The following is a 16,149-nucleotide window of genomic DNA, read 5'->3' on the forward strand; positions in this document are numbered from 1 at the left end:
CGTCACGCCCTCTCGCGCCCCCGCGCGCCGTCTCCGGGGAAGAGGATGAGCAGGACCACGCCGACGAAGATCGCCGCGTCGGCGACGTTGAAGGCGAAGGGATTGTCGATCCCGCAGCAGCTCATGTTGAGGAAATCCGCGACCGCGCCCCAGTGCAGCCGGTCCCAGACGTTGCCGAGCGCGCCGCCGATCACCGCGCCCGCCCCGATCGCCGCCGGCCAGCCCCGGTCGCGCCGCGCCCAGGCCGCGAGCGCCGCCACGATGACCAGCGCCAGCCCGACCAGCCAGGCCCGTCCGCCGTCGCCGAAGTCGAGGAGCCCGAAGTTCACCCCGCGGTTCCACGCCATGGTGAGGTTGAGGTACGGGTCCGCCACGGCGATCCGCCCGCGCTCCGCGAGGCCGAGCCCCTCGACGACCCAGAGCTTGCTCGCGCGGTCGACGCCGAGGACGGCGGCGGCGACGCCAAGCGTCCGGACGAGGCTCGGGGTGAGGATCAAGGCGCCGGGCTCCGCTCGCTCGTGCCGGCGCGACCCTAGCCCCCCGCCCGACCGGCCACAACCCCGCCCCGGGCGATCACCCGGGGCCGGAGGGCGCCCCCCGGGATCGTCGGAGCGCCTTTGCGCTCCGGAGTCGGTCTCCCCACCCGCGCAAGCGCGGGCGGGGCCCCTGCGCGCCGTTGCGCGCCGTTATCCCCACCCCCCCTTCCCATGGGCGGGGGAACCTACACGATAGGTCAGGGGAAGAAGGAAGAGGAAAGAAGGGGAAAGCGGCGCGGCAGGAGCCCGTCCGGCGACTTCCGCGGGGCTCGCCGCCGCCGCCGCGGGCGCCGCCCTTGCCGCGCTCCCCGCCGGCCCATATACCGGGCGCCATGTCCGAGACCGCGCTGAACCCCGCCGACCCGCTGCTCGCCTCGTTCTCGGCGCAGGACGCGCTCGTCGCCATCATGGTCGGGGCCTCCGCCTCCGACGAGAACATGACGACGAACGAGCTCCTGTCGATCGCCCGCATGGTCGACACCCTGCCGGTCTTCGGCGGCTACGACCGCGACCGGCTGCGCACCGTCAGCCAGACCGTGTTCGACCTCCTGACCGAGGAGGACGGCCTCGACGCGCTCTTCGGCCTCGTGCGCGACGCGCTGCCGGAGGAGCTCTACGACACCGCCTACGCGCTCGCCTGCGACGTCGCCGCCGCCGACGGCCACGCCTTCCAGGCCGAGCTGCAGTTCCTGCTCGAGGTCCGCCACGAGCTGCGCATCGACCGCCTGCACGCCGCCGCCATCGAGAAGGGCTCCGCCGCCCGCCACCGCCGCCTGCCGACGGAGCTTCCGGGCGCCGGCTGACGGAGGGGCGGGCCTCAGGGCCCGTCGAACGCGATGAAGCGGATGATCCGCCAGGCGCCGTCGGGATCGCGCCGGAACACGTCGAGCCCGCGCTCGAGGCTCGTCTCGGTAGCGCTCGCCGCCTCGGCGGTCAGCGTCCAGTCGAGCCGCACGATCGCGTGCCCGTCCAGGACCAGCACCTCGTGGATGTCGACCGCATAGGCGAGGCGGACGCCCTCGCGCGCCAGCGCGGCGGCCAGCCGCGCGCAGACCGCCGCCTTGCCGGCGTCGGGCGCGCCCTCGACCACGGAGACGAGATCGTCCGCGAAGAGATCGCAGACCGTGTCCGCATCGCGCGCGTTGAAGGCGGCCGCCCAGCCCTCGAGGCGCATGCGGATCGCCGCCTCGTCGGAGGCCACGTCCGCCCGGGCCGCCGACGCGGCGACGGCGAGCGCCAGCGCCGCCCGGATCATCCGAGCGCGATCCAGCGCCGGAGCAGCGCCTGCTCCTGCGCCCGGGCGCGGCGGGCGAAGGCGTCGCTGCCCGGCGGGTCGGCCAGCGCCTCCGGCGGGATCGCCGCCCGCGCCTCGAGGTCGGCGGCGAGGATCGCGAACGCCCGTCGCCGCTCCCCCGGCCCCTCGATATAGCCGGCGAGCGCCGAGACGAAGTCGAGCGTCCCGGTCTTCGCCACCACCCTTACCCCCGGCGTCTCCGCCGGCTTGCCCTCGGCGTCGTGCAGCGGCCGCTCCTTCAGCATCGCCGGCAGGCCGGCCGGCGTGGCGGCGACGAGGAGCCGCGCCATCGCCTCCGGCGCGATCGTCGAGCGCGCCGTCAGCCCGGAATGGTTGGCGAGCGCCAGCCCGTCGAGCCCGTAGCGCGCCCGCGCCCATGCCGCCATCGCCGCCGCCGAGGCCGCGAGCCCGCTCGCGTCGCCGCCCGCCGCCCGCGTCGCCGCGAGGCCGACCACCTCGGCCGTCAGGTTGGTCGAGTATTTCAGCATGTCGACCAGCATCTCCCCGAGCGGCGCGCTCTCGCGCCGCGCCAGCGTCTCGCCGGCCGCCGGCGCGGCGCCGACCTCGGGCGCCGGCAGCGCCAGCCCCGCCTGCGCGGCCAGCGACCGGAACGCCTCCCCGGCATAGCGCGCCGGCGCCCGCACCGGCAGCCAGATCGAGCCGCGGCCCGCCACGCTCCCGGGCGCGAAGGCCCAGACCTCGCGCTCCGCCTCCAGCACGAGCCGCGGCGGCCCGGCCCCGCCGACCTCCGCGGCGATCGAGGGGAACGTGGCCTCGAAGCGGTTCCCCGGCGCGCTCAGCCGCAGCGCCGGCCCCGCCTTGCCCGGCTCCCAGGCGAGGAACACCCGGTTGAAGTTGAGGTTCAGCCCGGAGATCGCCGGATTGTAGGCCGCGGCCGCCGGCTGGCCCGCCTCGATCTCCGCGAGCTCCGGCGGCGGCGCGGCGACGGCGAGGAGCCGGCCCGTCACCTCCGAGAGCGCCGCCCGCGCCGCGGCGGCCATGTCGCCGAGCGCGTCGGTGTCGAGGAGCGGATCGGCCCCGCCGACCAGCGCGAGATCGCCGTCGAGCCGCCCTCCCGCGACGGGCCCCAGCGCCGCGAGCCGCGTCGCGAAGCGATGCCCCGGCCCCAGCCGGTCGAGCGCGTAGAGCGCGGTCAGCACCTTGATCGTCGAGGCCGGCGGCCGCGCCTGACCGGCCTGCCACGCCTCGATCACCGCGCCGCTCCCGGCGTCGGCGATGGCGAAGCCGGTCACCGGCCCGAGCTTCGAGCGCGACAGGATGGCGTCGAGCGCCTCCGGCGCCGTCACCGCCCGCGCCGGTCGGCACAAAGCCGCGGCGGCCATCCCCCCGAGGGCGGCGCGGCGGGTGAGACGGAGGCCGGGCGGAGGCAGGGCGCGCATGGGCAGGACTATGCCGCAAGGTCCGGCCGCGATCCAGTCTCGGCCCGTTTCGCCTGTGGATGAATCTGTGGGCAAGTTTTTTCTATTTCAATATCAAATACTTGAGCTGTGTCACAAGTTGTGGCGCTCGGCCAGCGGCCCGCCGCGGCGTTGCCTTTCCCGCCGCGCGCCTCTAAAGGCCGGGCGACCCGTTCCCAGGAAGCCCCGATGGATATCCGCAACATCGCGATCATCGCGCATGTCGACCATGGCAAGACCACGCTCGTCGACGCGCTGCTCAAGCAGTCGGGGGCGTTCCGCGAGAACCAGGCCACCGTCGAGCGGGCGCTCGACTCGAATGACCTCGAGCGCGAGCGCGGCATCACCATCCTCGCCAAGGCGACCTCGGTCGACTGGGAGGGCCACCGCATCAACATCGTCGACACCCCCGGCCACGCCGACTTCGGCGGCGAGGTGGAGCGCATCCTCGGCATGGTCGACGGGGTGCTGCTGCTGGTCGACGCGGCCGAAGGCCCGATGCCGCAGACGAAGTTCGTCACCGCCAAGGCGCTCCGTCTCGGGTTGCGGCCGATCGTGCTCCTCAACAAGGTCGACCGGCCCGACGCCGAGCCGGACCGGGCGCTGAACGAGGTGTTCGACCTCTTCGTCACCCTCGACGCCGACGAGCACCAGCTCGACTTCCCGGTGCTCTACGCCTCGGGGCGGGCCGGCTGGGCCGACGCGGAGCTCGACGGGCCGCGCAAGGATCTGACCGCGCTCTACCGGATGATCCTCGACCACGTGCCGGCCCCGAAGCAGCTCGCCCATGCCACCGAGCCCTTCTCGATGCTCGCCACCACGCTCTCCGCCGACCCCTACCTCGGCCGGCTGCTGACGGGCCGGATCGAGACCGGCACGGTGAAGGCCGGGCAGATGGTCCGCGCGCTCTCCCGCGACGGCGCGGAGGTGGAGCGGTTCCGCGTCTCCAGGGTCCTCGCCTTCCGCGGCCTCGCCCGCCAGCCCATCGACGCCGCCGAGGCCGGCGACATCGTCAGCCTCTCCGGCATGTCGAAGGCGACGGTCGCCGACACCATCGCCGACTTCGCCGTCGCCGACCCGCTGCCCGCCCAGCCGATCGACCCGCCGACGATCTCTGTCACCTTCGGCATCAACGACAGCCCGCTCGCCGGCCGCGAGGGCGACAAGGTGCAGTCCCGCGTCATCCGCGACCGGCTCCTGCGCGAGGCCGAGTCCAACGTGGCGATCCGCGTGACGGATTCCCCCGACGGCGACGCCTTCGAGGTGGCGGGCCGCGGCGAGCTCCAGCTCGGCGTGCTGATCGAGAACATGCGCCGCGAGGGCTTCGAGCTGTCGATCTCCCGCCCCCGCGTGCTCTTCCGCGAGGAGGGGGGCGAGCGGCTGGAGCCGATGGAGGAGGTGACCGTCGACGTCGACGAGGAATTCTCCGGCGTGGTGGTGGACAAGCTCAGCCAGCGCAAGGGCGACCTCGTCGAGATGCGCACCGGCGCCGGCGGCAAGACCCGGATCGTCGCCCACGTGCCCTCGCGGGGCCTGATCGGCTACCACGGCGAGTTCCTGACCGACACCCGCGGCACCGGCGTGCTCAACCGGGTGTTCCACGGCTGGTCCGCCTACCGCGGCGCCATCCCGGGCCGCCGCAACGGCGTGCTGATCTCGATCGAGGACGGCGTCTCCGTCGCCTACGCGATCTTCAACCTCGAGGACCGCGGGCGGTTCTTCATCGGCTCGGGCGAGCCGGTCTACCAGGGCATGATCCTCGGCGAGCACAGCCGCGACAACGACCTCGAGGTGAACCCGCTCAAGGGCAAGAAGCTCACCAACATCCGCGCCGCCGGCAAGGACGAGGCCGTCGTCCTGACCCCCCCGGTGCGGATGAGCCTCGAGCAGGCGATCGCCTATATCGAGGACGACGAGCTGGTCGAGGTGACGCCCGCCAGCATCCGCCTGCGCAAGCGATTTCTCGATCCGCACGAGCGCAAGCGCCAGTCGCGGCAGGCCGCCTCCTGACGTTTGCATTTTGCGAAAGAGTTTTGCAATTCACGGCAGGGTTGTGTTTGCGGTTTGGGACGGCCCCTGTTATTCGCCCTCAGGTTGTTTCGATCGGCAGCTTCCGCCGCTCGGAAAACCTCAGATTGAACTCGCGGGACGCCCATCGCGTGACGTGCGAAAGTTGGCACGAAACATGCATCGGGTAAGGCAGCGACAGAATGCGGACATGGAGCTTTCCGATGAGACACCCGGTCGACGTGCATGTAGGCAAGCGGGTCCGGCACCGGCGCTGGATGGTGGGGATGACCCAGCAGCAGCTCGGCGACATCGTGGGCATCAAGTTCCAGCAGATCCAGAAGTACGAGACGGGGATGAACCGCATCTCCGCCTCCCGGCTTTGGGACATCGCGCAGGCGCTGGACGTGTCGATCAGCTTCTTCTTCGAGGGCTTCGACGGCGAGGCCGAGGCGCCGGCGGCCGCCGAGGCGCAGCGGGGGGACCTGCTGGCGGACAAGGAGGCGCTGGAGCTGGTGCGGTCGTACTACTCGATCCCCGAGGCGCAGCGGCGGCGGCTGTTCGACCTTGCCCGCGTGCTGAGCGACGTGGCCTGAGGGGCGCGGGGCGCAAACTGATCGCTGCGGGCCGGATGGCCGCGAGGGCCGTCCGGCAGGCGAGCGCATGAATTTTTCAGACGATCTCACCGCGGAGTTGTGGCGCACGGCCGAGGCGCTTGCCGATATTGCGGCGGAGCACTCGTTGCCGCTGTTCCGGAGCCGGGGGCTGGCGGTCGAGGACAAGGGCGTCGGGCGGTTCGACCCGGTGACCGAGGCGGACCGGGCCGCGGAGGCGGCGATGCGGGCGCATCTCCGGGCGGCGAGGCCGCAGGACGGGGTGCTGGGCGAGGAGTTCGGGCCGACGGAGGGGACCTCCGGGCTGACCTGGGTGCTCGACCCGATCGACGGGACAAGGGCCTTCCTGAGCGGCGTCCCGAGCTGGGGCACGCTGATCGGCCTCGACGCCGGCGCGGGGCCGGTGCTGGGGGTGGTCGACCAGCCCTATATCGGCGAGCGCTTCATGGGCGGGCTCGGCCGGGCCGTGCTGCGGCGGGGCGGGAAGGAGCGGGCGCTGGAGACGCGGGCGTGCCGGGGGCTCGGCGACGCGGTGCTTTTCTCGACGTTTCCGGAAGTGGGGACCCCGGCGGAGCGGGCGGGGTTCGAGGCGGTGCGCGACCGGGTGCGGCTGACCCGCTACGGGCTCGACTGCTACGCCTATGCGCTGGTGGCGCTGGGGCAGGTGGACCTGGTGATCGAGGCCGGGCTCTTCGCCTATGACGTGCAGGGGCCGCAGGCGGTGATCGAGGCGGCCGGGGGGGTGGTGACCGACTGGCAGGGGAGGCCGGCCCACCGGGGCGGAAGGGTGCTCGCGGCCGGGGATCGCAGGATCCATGCCGAGGCGCTGGAGCTGCTGAGCCGGGCCTGAGGGGCGCGGCGGCAAACGTCCCACGGTGGGACATGGTCAAGTCTTTGAAACTAATCACGAATAAAAAGTTGGTAATTTTGTTGCGCGGAAGAGCCGCCTGCGGTGGCGTCGTCCCGGCGCCAGCTTCGCGGACGATCGCGGCGGACGGCCGGGCGGGATGGCTTCGGAGGCGCCCTCGTTCCGGACAGTTCCTCGGCAGTTTCGGCGCTCCTCGATATCGGGGCGGCGGCACGGATGCGGCGGCGTCCCGCATCGGGAGAGGCGATCCGGCGGTGGGAGATCAGCCGGTGCGGCGGGCGGCGGGGGTGGGGAGGAAGGCGTCGATCTCGTCCCAGACGGCGGCCAGGATCTCGGGGCGCTCCATGAAGATCTCGTGGCGGGCGCCGTCGAGCTCGACGAGGCGGCCGGCGCGCATGGCGCGCATCTGGGTGCGGATGACGCTCGCCGAGACCACGCGCTCCTCGGAGCCGAGGAAGGTGAGGACCGGCAGGCTCGGCAGCGGCGCGACGTAGAGGCGGGCCATCTCCTCGAGCGCGGCGCGGGTCCATTGCACGTTGGGGCCGCCGAGCGACAGCTCGGGATGGGCGGTGATCTGGGCGACGCACCAGGCGAAATGCTCGGGATCGGAGGTGAGCGCGTTGGCCTCGAAGGCGACGGAGAGCGCGGTCGGGCGCGGGCTCGCCCCGGGCGTCAGGCGCAGGCCGAGGCCGAAGGCGCTGGCGAGCCGGGTCATCTTGGCGGTCAGCTCGCGGGTCGCGGCGCGCATCTGCAGGTGCCACATCGGCGCGGAGAAGATCGCGGTGGCGAACTCGGAGCGCTCGAGCAGGGTGCGCAGGCCGATGCAGGCGCCCATGGAATGCGCGATCATGTGCCGGGGCCCGGGGAGCGCGGCGACCTCCGGGTGGGCGAGGAGCGCTTCGACGTCGTCCTGGTAGCGGCGGAAATCCTCGACATGGCCGAGATGCGGCGTGAGCGGGTGGCGCTGCGAGAGGCCCTGCCCGCGCCAGTCGATCACCGCGACGGAGAGGCCGCGCTCGACGAGCCGGCCTGCGACGCGGCCGTACTTCTCGACGAACTCGGTGCGGCCGGGAAAGACGACGGCCGTGCCGGCCTCGCCGCCAGGCCAGACGGCGGCGCGGAGCCGCGTCCCGTCGGCTGCATTCATCCAGAACGCCCGCGCGCCTTCCGGCGCGTCGGCGACATCGGAATAGAACGGCGCGGGCTCGCTCATGCCAGGATGCTGCCGAGCCTCATCGCCAGCCCCATGTCGCCGTCGACCTTGAGGCGGCCGCTCATGAAGGCGGCGGTGGGGTCGAGCTCGCCGTCGAGGAGCGCGCGGAAGGTGTCGACGTCGGCGGTCAGCGTGCAGTCGGCCTCCTCGTCGCCGGCGCGGGCGCCGTCGGCGTCGAGGATCAGCGCGCCCTCGTCCTCGAAGACGAACTTGACGGAGCCGTCGAGGCCCTCGCCGCCGAGCTTCGCGTTCAGCGCCGCGACCGCGCCCTCGATGACATCGCTCATGGCTTTTCTCCGCTTGGCGGGGCGCAGCCCCTCGCATTTCTCCGGGCGATGCCTAATCTAGTCGGCATGCGCGGGTTAAAAAAGCGGTCCCGGTCCATTCCGGCCAGTCTGGTCGCGGCCTTTCTCGCGGGCGCCCTCGCCGCGCCGCCGGCCGCCCTCGCCCAGTCGCAGGCGGCCGAGCGGGCCGAGAAGCTCGACGTGCTCCTCGCCGAGCTGGCCGAGCCGGGCCGCGAGGACTGGTCGAGCATCGAGACCGAGATCCAGCGGCTGTGGTCGCAATCGGGCTCGCCGGCGATGGACCTGCTGCTCCGCCGCGGCGAGGAGGCGATGCAGGCCGAGGACTACGGCGCCGCGGTCGAGCATTTCAGCGCGCTGATCGACCACGCGCCGAGCTTCGCCGAGGCCTGGAACGCGCGGGCGACGGCGTTCTTCTACATGGACGAGTATTCGCTGTCGCTCGCCGACATCGAGCGGACGTTGGCGCTCAACCCGCGGCATTTCGGGGCCCTGGAAGGGCTCGCCGCCATCTTCGAGGCGATGGAGCAGCCGGAGCTCGCGCTCGACGCGACGCGCGCCGCCCTTGCCATCAACCCCAACCGTCCGAGTTTGCAGGAGACGCGGAAGCGTCTCGAGCGCGAGACGGGCGCGACCGAGCTCTAGAGCGGACGGCCCCGGCGCACCCGGGCCGTCCGCTCTAGAGTCTTGAATTGCGCAATGTCTTAATCACCGGACGATTCCGTCCGGTTGGACATTGCTCCAGGCCCGCCGGTTCGAGAGGAAGACGAATGCTGGACACGCCCGCCCGGGTCACGGCGATGCTCGGGCCGACCAACACCGGCAAGACGCATTACGCGATCGAGCGGATGCTGGCGCATCGCACCGGCGTCATCGGCCTGCCGCTGCGGCTGCTCGCGCGCGAGGTCTACGACCGGCTGGTCGAGCTGCGCGGGCCGTCGGTGGTGGCGCTCGTCACCGGCGAGGAGCGCATCGTGCCGGCGCGGGCGGCCTACTGGGTCTGCACCGTCGAGGCGATGCCGGTGGACATCCTGCCGGAGTTCCTCGCGGTGGACGAGATCCAGCTCTGCGGCGACCCGGACAGGGGGCATGTGTTCACCGACCGGCTGCTGAACGCGCGGGGACTGTCGGAGACGCTGTTCCTCGGGTCGGACACGATGCGCGGCCGGATCGGCAGCCTCGCGCCGGGGGCGCAGTTCCTGCGGCGCGAGCGGTTCTCGAAGCTGAGCTGGACAGGCCCGCGCAAGCTCAGCCGGATGCCGCCGCGGAGCGCGGTGGTCGGGTTCTCGGCCGAGGACGTCTATGCGATCGCCGAGCTGATCCGGCGGCAGAAGGGCGGCGCGGCGGTGGTGATGGGGGCGCTCAGCCCGCGGACGCGCAACGCGCAGGTGGCGCTCTACCAGAACGGCGACGTCGACCATCTGGTGGCGACGGACGCCATCGGGATGGGGCTCAACCTCGACATCGCCCATGTCGCCTTCGCCGGGACGGTGAAGTTCGACGGGCGGCGGCACCGGGCGCTGGCGCCGGCCGAGCTGGCGCAGATCGCCGGGCGGGCGGGGCGCTACACCGCGGACGGGACCTTCGGGGTGACCGGCGAGGCGGAGCCGCTCGACCCGGAGGTGGTGGAGGCGATCGAGAGCCACCGCTTCCCGCCGCTCCGGCGGTTGCAGTGGCGGAGCTCGCGGCTCGACTTCGGCTCGACGGAGGCGCTGGTGGCGAGCCTCGAGGCGCCCTCGGAGCATCCCGACCTCGCGCGGGCGCGCGAAGCGGACGACGTGGCGACGCTGAAGGCGCTGATGGAGGTGGGCGACGTCGCCGGCAAGGTGCGCGACGCCCGCGACGTGCGGCTGCTCTGGGACGTGTGCCAGCTGCCGGACTTCCGCAAGGTGTCGGCGTCGGAGCATGCGCGGCTCTGCGCGCGGCTGCACGGGTTCCTGCACGGCGGCGGGCGGGTTCCGACGGACTGGCTCGCCGGGCAGATCACCCGCATCGACCGGACCGAGGGCGACATCGACGCGCTGTCGAAGCGACTGGCCTTCATCCGCACCTGGACCTATGTGGCGCAGCGCCGCGGCTGGGTGGACGACGCGGACCATTGGCGGGGGGAGACCCGTGCGGTAGAAGACCGCCTGTCCGACGCGCTGCATGCGCGGTTGACGCAGCGGTTCGTGGACAGGCGCACGTCGGTGCTGATGCGCCGGCTGAAGCAGAGGGAGACGCTGGTGGCGAAGGTGTCCGACAACGGCGAGGTCACGATCGACGACCAGTTCATCGGTCGTCTCGACGGCTTCCGGTTCCGGCTGGATCCCGCGGCCGACCCCGACGCGGCGAAGACGTTGCGGGCGGCCGGGGTGGCGGCGCTGGCGCCGGCGCTGTCGCTGCGGGCGGACCGGTTCTATAACGCCCCCGATCCCGAGATCGACGTGACCGAGCAGGGCGGGCTGATGTGGGGCGAGCATGCCGTGGGGCGGCTCGTGGCGGGCGCGGATGCGCTGTCGCCGCAGGTGACGCCCTTCGTCGACGAGGACGCGGCTCCGGAGATCGCCGAGAAGGTGCGGCGGCGGCTCGGGCACTGGATCGACCGCAAGGTGGCCGCGCTCTTTGCGCCGCTGATCGCGATGCGCGACGACGAGGCGCTGACCGGGATGGCGCGGGGGATCGCGTTCCGGCTGGTCGAGGGGATGGGCGTGCTGCCGCGGCCGGCGGTGGCCGACGACGTGAAGGCGCTCGACCAGGACGGGCGGTCGAGCCTGAGGAAGCACGGGGTGCGGTTCGGGCAGCACACGCTCTTCCAGCCGCTGATGCTGAAGCCGGCGCCGACGCGGCTGAGGCTGGTGCTCTGGGGGTTGAAGGAGGGCTTGGACGAGATCCCGTCGCCGCCGCCGCCGGGGCTCGTCACGGTTCCGGCGCTGCCGGGGGCGCCGGCGGGGTATTATCCGCTGGCGGGGTATCGGCTGGCCGGCGACCGGGCGGTCCGCATCGACATGCTGGAGCGGCTGGCAGACCTGATCCGGGCCTTCGACCCACGGGCCGGGTTCGAGGCGACGCCGGAGATGCTGTCGATCACCGGGCTCGGGCTCGACCAGTTCGCGAAGCTGATGCAGGGGCTGGGCTACGTGGCGACCCCGGGCGTGCGGCCGAAGCGCCGCCCTGCGCCCGAGGCGGCCGTGCCGCCTGACGCGGCGGCCGATGCGGGCGCGGCGGCGGAGCCGGCCTCCGGGCCGGTGGTGGAGGCGGAGGCCGCGGGAGCGGCCGGGCCGGCTGAGGCCGAGGCGGCGGCGGCTGAGTCGGTGGCCGAGGAGCCCGAAGAGGCGGCGGTCGAGGCTGCGGAAGCAGTGGAGCCCGAGGCGGCGGCGGGCGAGGTCGCGGGCGACGTGCCGGCGGTCGAGGTTGATGCCGAGGAGGCCGAGGCGGTGGTCCCGGAGGGGCAGGCCGCGGTCGGGGCTGGAGAGGGCGACGTGGCGGTCGAGGCTGCGGAAACGGTGGAGCCCGAGGAAGCGGCGGAGGTCGCGGGCGACGTGCCGGCGGTCGAGGTTGCTGCCGAGGAGGCCGGGGCGGCGGTCCCGGAGGGGCCGGCGGCGGGCGAGGGCGCGGAGGCGGCGCCGGCGGCGGTCGGGGCCGGAGAGGGCGACGCGGCGGGCGAGGGCGGGGAGACGGAGGCGTTCTACACCTTCGTGCGGGCGCCGCGGCGGCGGCCGGAGCGGCCGCATGGCGGCGAGCGGCGCGGCGGCGGCGAGGGGCAGAAGGCGCGCGACGGCGAGGGGCCGCGCGGGCCGAAGCGGCGCGAGGGCGAGCGCAACGCGCGGCCGCCGCGGCGCGACGAGGAGGAGCGCAAGAAGCGCGGCGGCAAGGGCCGCCCCGACGAGGGCGGCGAGCGCGAGCGGGGGCCGAAGCCCGCCGCGGCGGCGCGCCCGCCCAGGCCGGAGAAGCCGATCGACCCGGACAACCCCTTCGCCGCGCTGATGGCGCTGAAGCTCCGGGGCTGACCGGGCGGCATGCAGCCGGGGCCGTCGATCCGCCTCGACACGTGGCTGTTCCAGGCGCGGTTCTGCAAGACGCGCGGCGTGGCGGCGCGGCTCGTCGCCGGCGGGGCGGTGCGGGTCAATGGCGCGCGGGTGCTGAAGCCTGCCCACCCGGTCCGCGTCGGCGACGGGCTGAGCTTTCCCCAGGGCGACGCGGTGCGCGTGCTGCGGGTGCGAGGGCTCGGGACGCGACGGGGACCGGCCGAGGAGGCGCGGCTTCTCTACGACGAGGTCGGCTCCGCGTCAAAAGGCGCCGCGCCGGGGCCTTGAACCCGCCCGGCGGGCTGATACATAGCCCCCGTGAAGCGTGACAGGCTTCGCGGTACCGAGAACACGTTCGGGGGTCGCGCGATGACCTATGTCGTCACCGAGAACTGCATCGCCTGCAAGTATACCGACTGCGTCGAGGTGTGCCCGGTCGACTGCTTCTACGAGGGCGAGAACATGCTCGTCATCCACCCGGACGAATGCATCGATTGCGGCGTGTGCGAGCCGGAATGCCCGGCGGACGCCATCCGGCCGGACACCGAGCCCGACATGGAGAAATGGGTCGAGTTCAACCGGAAGTATTCCGAGATGTGGCCGGTTCTTGCCAGCCGCCGCGACCCGCTTCCCGAGGCCACGGAGCGCGACGGCGAGGGCGGCAAGCTCGAGAAGTACTTCTCCGAGGCCGCCGGCGAGGGCGGCTGAGGCCGCCGCAGGCCCGTCCCCGGCCGGGACGGGCGCTCGCGGAAACGTTTCCCCGCGGGAGCCGGATCCGGTTATTCCTTCCATCCGGCGCATTTTTGTGCTATGCACAAGGTCCACGAATGGACCGGGGTCTATGGCCGACTGAGAAAGCTGGCCTGACAACAGAACGCCCAAGCCACGACCGAGTGCGACGCGCCGCCGAGGCGGCCGACCGGTAAGTGCGCAGCAGAGCGTCGAACGAGCAACCTCGGCGCGGTCAGAAGGAAGCGACGCGCAATATGAGCAAGGTGAAGAAGCCTTCGGAGTTCCGTCCGAACGATTTCGTCGTCTACCCGGCGCACGGCGTCGGCCGAATCATCTCGATCGACGAGCAGGACGTCGCCGGCATCCGGCTGGAGATGTTCGTGATCTCGTTCGAGAAGGACAAGATGACCCTGCGCGTTCCGATCGCCAAGGCCGCTACCGTCGGTATGCGCCCGCTCTCCTCGGCCGACATCGTCGGCAAGGCGATGGAGACGCTGAAGGGCCGCGCCCGGGTCAAGCGCGCGATGTGGTCGCGCCGGGCGCAGGAATACGAGCAGAAGATCAACTCGGGGGATCTCATCTCGATCGCCGAGGTGGTGCGCGACCTGCACCGCAACGACGACCAGCGCGAGCAGAGCTATTCCGAGCGGCAGCTCTACGAGGCGGCGCTGGAGCGGCTGACCCGCGAGGTCGCCGCGGTGGACGGCATCGAGGAGGTCAAGGCGCAGCAGCGCGTCGACGAGGTCCTCGGCGGCCGCGCCGCCGCCTGATCGTTCCCTGACGACGGAACACGACCGCCGGCCCTCGGGTCGGCGGTTTTTTCATGCCCGCCGCGCGCGGCTCGCGATCTGGAGGGAGACACGCGGATCCCCCGTTGGAATCACACGAAACCGTGATAACGTGGCGACGAAGTTCGGCTGCTGATTACCTGGCGATCACGTTGCGGGGAACCTGCGCCCGGGACGGGCTATTCGGGGGATGGAGAATGCGTGCCGTATTTGCTGCGCTCACCCTGTGCTTCGCATACGAGCCGGCCCATGCGACAAGCTTCGTCTCGGCCGGGTCCTTCGTGGATGTCTTGACGGCCGGCGGCCCGGTCTCCGAATCCGACTTCCAGTTGACCTTCGACACGATCAACGAAGGCCGGTCCCGTGCGACCGCGGTGGGCGTCGTGGCGGACGGGGTCGGTATCGCCTCGGGCGCCTTCGCGAATGCGGAAACCGGCAGGTTCGGCTCGTCGATCTCGAAGGACGCGAGCGACGCCGCGCCGGGAGAGGTCAGCGGCGGCGGCGGCTTTGGCTCGACCCTGACCTTTGCGGGCAGCGGTCAGGTTCGGTATCGGCTCGACTTCCGCTACAAGTGGGACGTGAAGCCCGCGCCGGCCGCCGCGACGCCCGGCTTCTTTTCCAACGCCCTGGTGCAGATCGTCGACCAGCAAGGCATGATCGTCAGGCAGGACGAGTTCGTGTTCGAGCCATGGTTCGAGTCGACGGCCGAGCCGACGTCGGGTTTGCTCAAATCCTACGTCGAGGTCGTCATGGACGTCGCCGACGGGGATCGCTTCGACTGGGTCGTCGGGGGCGATACGATTCTCGGCCCCGGGGCGTGGGGCGCGCTGGGGATGAAGGGGCGCGCCTCCGTCTGGGCGAGCGACGGCGTTGCGATCGCCTTCGAAGATCCGGAGTTCATGACGAGAGCGACCCCGGCGCCGGTGCCGCTGCCTGCCGGCGGATGGCTGCTCATGGGCGGAGTGGCGACGTTCGGCGTCTTCCGCCGCCGGCTGCGGCGTTCGAGCTGCGGCGGCTGACCCTCGGACCTGCCGGGAAGAGGCTTCGCCGCCTCCGGTTCTGACTGCCGGCGCGCGCTACATCTTGGCCTGTGCGTCGTCGGCGGTGTCGCTGATCGCCTCGCCGCCCGACTTCAGATCCTGGCCGACGCCGCTCATCGTGTTGCAGGCGGCGAGGAGGCCGAGGAGCCCGGCGAGGAGGAGGGTTGTGAAGGCGCGCATTTCTCGTTCTCCCGAACCACAGGTTTTCCCGGGTGAAACGCCGGCCGGCGCGGCCGGTTCCTGCCGGTCAGAGCACGGGCACGCCGCCGTTGTGCTTCGCCTTGAAGTCGGGCTCGACATGGATGACCGGCCGGACGCCGGCGATGTCGCGGCGCAGCGCCGCCTCGATGCGGTCGCAGATCGCGTGCGATTCGGCGACGGTCATCTCGGCGGGGACCACGAGGTGGAACTCGACGAAGACCGCGCTGCCGGCCTGGCGGGTGCGCACGTCGTGGGCCTCCAGCGCGCCCTCGGCCTCGGCCGAGATGACCGCGCGGATCGCCGCCAGCGTCTCGTCGGGGACGGCGGCGTCCATCAGGCCGCCGAGCGAATCGCGGATCACCGTCCAGCCCGACCAGAGGATGTTGAGCGCCACCGCGGCGGCGAGGGCCGGGTCGAGGATCGCCCAGCCGGTCAACGCCGCGAGCACGATGCCCGCGACCACCCCGACCGAGGTCACCACGTCGGCGGCGAGGTGCCGCCCGTCGGCGACCAGCGCCGGCGAGCGCCGCCGGCCGCCGAGCCGGATGAGCAGGAAGGCCCACGTGGCGTTGACCGCCGTGGCGACGAGGCTGATCGCCACGCCCTTGAACGGCGCATCCGGCATCCGCGGCGCGAGGAAGCCGCCCCAGGCCTCGCGCAGGATCATCAGCGCCGCGACGACGATGAGCACGCCGGCGAAGACCGCGCTGAAGTACTCGACCTTGTGGTGGCCGTAGGGGTGGTTGGAATCGGCCGGCTGGAGCGAGAGGCGGACGGCGAGGAGCGTCGCGACGGCGGTCGCCACGTTGACGAGGCTCTCGAGCGCGTCCGAGTAGAGCGCGATCGAGCCGGTGATGGCGAAGGCCAGGTACTTGAGCCCCAGCGTGGCGAGGCTCACCACGATGCTGCCGATGCCGAGGCGCAGGGTCAGGTCCATCTCGCGCCCCTCCGGTCCGCGTCGCGGCCTGCGGCTTAGCATCCCGGGGGTATGCGCGCAACCGATTGAAAACATTGCAAACAGTTCTCATTCGCAGGCGCAGCGGCCTGCGCGCGGCGGGGGATCCGTGGCGGCGGGCGGCGCTCCCGGGATTTCAAGCTGATTCCAAGGGATTGGCCCGTCGGCCCGGCC

The 16,149-nt window shown here is 72.4% G+C and carries 17 protein-coding genes; 10 read left to right on the forward strand and 7 right to left on the reverse strand.

The window, feature by feature from the left end; all coding sequences use genetic code 11:
• Positions 1–2 precede the first annotated feature (2 nt).
• Positions 3–497 carry a signal peptidase II gene (gene lspA, locus KBB57_RS09855; protein ID WP_290749304.1) on the reverse strand — a complete coding sequence of 165 codons (495 nt, stop codon included), beginning with the start codon at positions 495–497 and terminating at the stop codon, positions 3–5.
• 371 nt (positions 498–868) lie between these two features.
• Here lspA and KBB57_RS09860 point away from each other — a divergent pair, with 371 nt between their 5' ends.
• A complete protein-coding gene (locus tag KBB57_RS09860) occupies positions 869–1,339 on the forward strand; it encodes a tellurite resistance TerB family protein (RefSeq protein ID WP_290749306.1) in 471 nt (156 codons plus the stop codon).
• A gap of 14 nt (positions 1,340–1,353) precedes the next feature.
• Here the strand turns inward: KBB57_RS09860 and KBB57_RS09865 are convergent, their stop codons facing one another.
• Positions 1,354–1,791 (reverse strand): nuclear transport factor 2 family protein, encoded by a 438-nt coding sequence (locus KBB57_RS09865; protein ID WP_290749308.1) that lies wholly within the window; start codon positions 1,789–1,791, stop codon positions 1,354–1,356.
• On the reverse strand, positions 1,788–3,230 hold the full coding sequence (dacB, locus tag KBB57_RS09870; protein ID WP_290749311.1) for a D-alanyl-D-alanine carboxypeptidase/D-alanyl-D-alanine-endopeptidase: 1,443 nt from the start codon (positions 3,228–3,230) through the stop codon (positions 1,788–1,790). Before dacB ends, KBB57_RS09865 begins: the two co-directional genes overlap by 4 nt.
• A gap of 207 nt (positions 3,231–3,437) precedes the next feature.
• On the opposite strand from dacB, the gene typA reads away from it, so the two are divergent.
• The 3 genes from typA (at position 3,438) to hisN (ending at position 6,719) form a co-directional block, all read left to right on the forward strand.
• A complete protein-coding gene (typA, locus tag KBB57_RS09875) occupies positions 3,438–5,258 on the forward strand; it encodes a translational GTPase TypA (RefSeq protein ID WP_290749315.1) in 1,821 nt (606 codons plus the stop codon).
• Between the two features lie 221 nt (positions 5,259–5,479).
• Positions 5,480–5,851: a helix-turn-helix transcriptional regulator gene (locus tag KBB57_RS09880; protein WP_290749318.1), complete on the forward strand. Its 372-nt coding sequence runs from the start codon at positions 5,480–5,482 to the stop codon at positions 5,849–5,851.
• 67 nt (positions 5,852–5,918) lie between these two features.
• Positions 5,919–6,719, forward strand: coding sequence for a histidinol-phosphatase (gene hisN, locus KBB57_RS09885; RefSeq protein WP_290749321.1), 801 nt, complete (start codon positions 5,919–5,921; stop codon positions 6,717–6,719).
• 280 nt (positions 6,720–6,999) lie between these two features.
• Here the strand turns inward: hisN and KBB57_RS09890 are convergent, their stop codons facing one another.
• Positions 7,000–7,950, reverse strand: coding sequence for an alpha/beta fold hydrolase (locus KBB57_RS09890; RefSeq protein ID WP_290749323.1), 951 nt, complete (start codon positions 7,948–7,950; stop codon positions 7,000–7,002).
• On the reverse strand, positions 7,947–8,237 hold the full coding sequence (locus tag KBB57_RS09895) for an SCP2 sterol-binding domain-containing protein (protein WP_290749325.1): 291 nt from the start codon (positions 8,235–8,237) through the stop codon (positions 7,947–7,949). Before KBB57_RS09895 ends, KBB57_RS09890 begins: the two co-directional genes overlap by 4 nt.
• A 66-nt stretch (positions 8,238–8,303) precedes the next feature.
• On the opposite strand from KBB57_RS09895, the gene KBB57_RS09900 reads away from it, so the two are divergent.
• From KBB57_RS09900 to KBB57_RS09925, 6 genes are all read left to right on the forward strand, one after another.
• The gene (locus KBB57_RS09900; RefSeq protein ID WP_290749327.1) at positions 8,304–8,897 is read left to right on the forward strand and encodes a hypothetical protein; all 594 of its coding nucleotides are present in this window, start codon (positions 8,304–8,306) and stop codon (positions 8,895–8,897) included.
• Between the two features lie 125 nt (positions 8,898–9,022).
• Positions 9,023–12,241, forward strand: coding sequence for a helicase-related protein (locus KBB57_RS09905; RefSeq protein WP_290749329.1), 3,219 nt, complete (start codon positions 9,023–9,025; stop codon positions 12,239–12,241).
• Positions 12,242–12,250: 9 nt separating this feature from the next.
• Positions 12,251–12,547 (forward strand): RNA-binding S4 domain-containing protein, encoded by a 297-nt coding sequence (locus KBB57_RS09910; protein ID WP_290749331.1) that lies wholly within the window; start codon positions 12,251–12,253, stop codon positions 12,545–12,547.
• An 81-nt stretch (positions 12,548–12,628) separates the two neighbouring features.
• A complete protein-coding gene (gene fdxA, locus KBB57_RS09915; protein ID WP_290749333.1) occupies positions 12,629–12,967 on the forward strand; it encodes a ferredoxin FdxA in 339 nt (112 codons plus the stop codon).
• Positions 12,968–13,245: 278 nt separating this feature from the next.
• Positions 13,246–13,761, forward strand: a complete 516-nt coding sequence (locus KBB57_RS09920) for a CarD family transcriptional regulator (protein WP_290749335.1) — start codon at positions 13,246–13,248, stop codon at positions 13,759–13,761.
• A 215-nt stretch (positions 13,762–13,976) separates the two neighbouring features.
• Positions 13,977–14,798 (forward strand): VPLPA-CTERM sorting domain-containing protein, encoded by an 822-nt coding sequence (locus tag KBB57_RS09925; RefSeq protein ID WP_290749337.1) that lies wholly within the window; start codon positions 13,977–13,979, stop codon positions 14,796–14,798.
• Between the two features lie 57 nt (positions 14,799–14,855).
• Here the strand turns inward: KBB57_RS09925 and KBB57_RS09930 are convergent, their stop codons facing one another.
• Both KBB57_RS09930 and KBB57_RS09935 read right to left on the reverse strand, forming a co-directional pair.
• Positions 14,856–14,999 (reverse strand): entericidin A/B family lipoprotein, encoded by a 144-nt coding sequence (locus KBB57_RS09930; RefSeq protein ID WP_290749339.1) that lies wholly within the window; start codon positions 14,997–14,999, stop codon positions 14,856–14,858.
• 67 nt (positions 15,000–15,066) lie between these two features.
• The gene (locus tag KBB57_RS09935) at positions 15,067–15,957 is read right to left on the reverse strand and encodes a cation diffusion facilitator family transporter (protein ID WP_290749341.1); all 891 of its coding nucleotides are present in this window, start codon (positions 15,955–15,957) and stop codon (positions 15,067–15,069) included.
• Positions 15,958–16,149: the final 192 nt, after the last annotated feature.

The organism is Amaricoccus sp., assembly GCF_017993425.1.
GTDB lineage: Bacteria > Pseudomonadota > Alphaproteobacteria > Rhodobacterales > Rhodobacteraceae > Amaricoccus.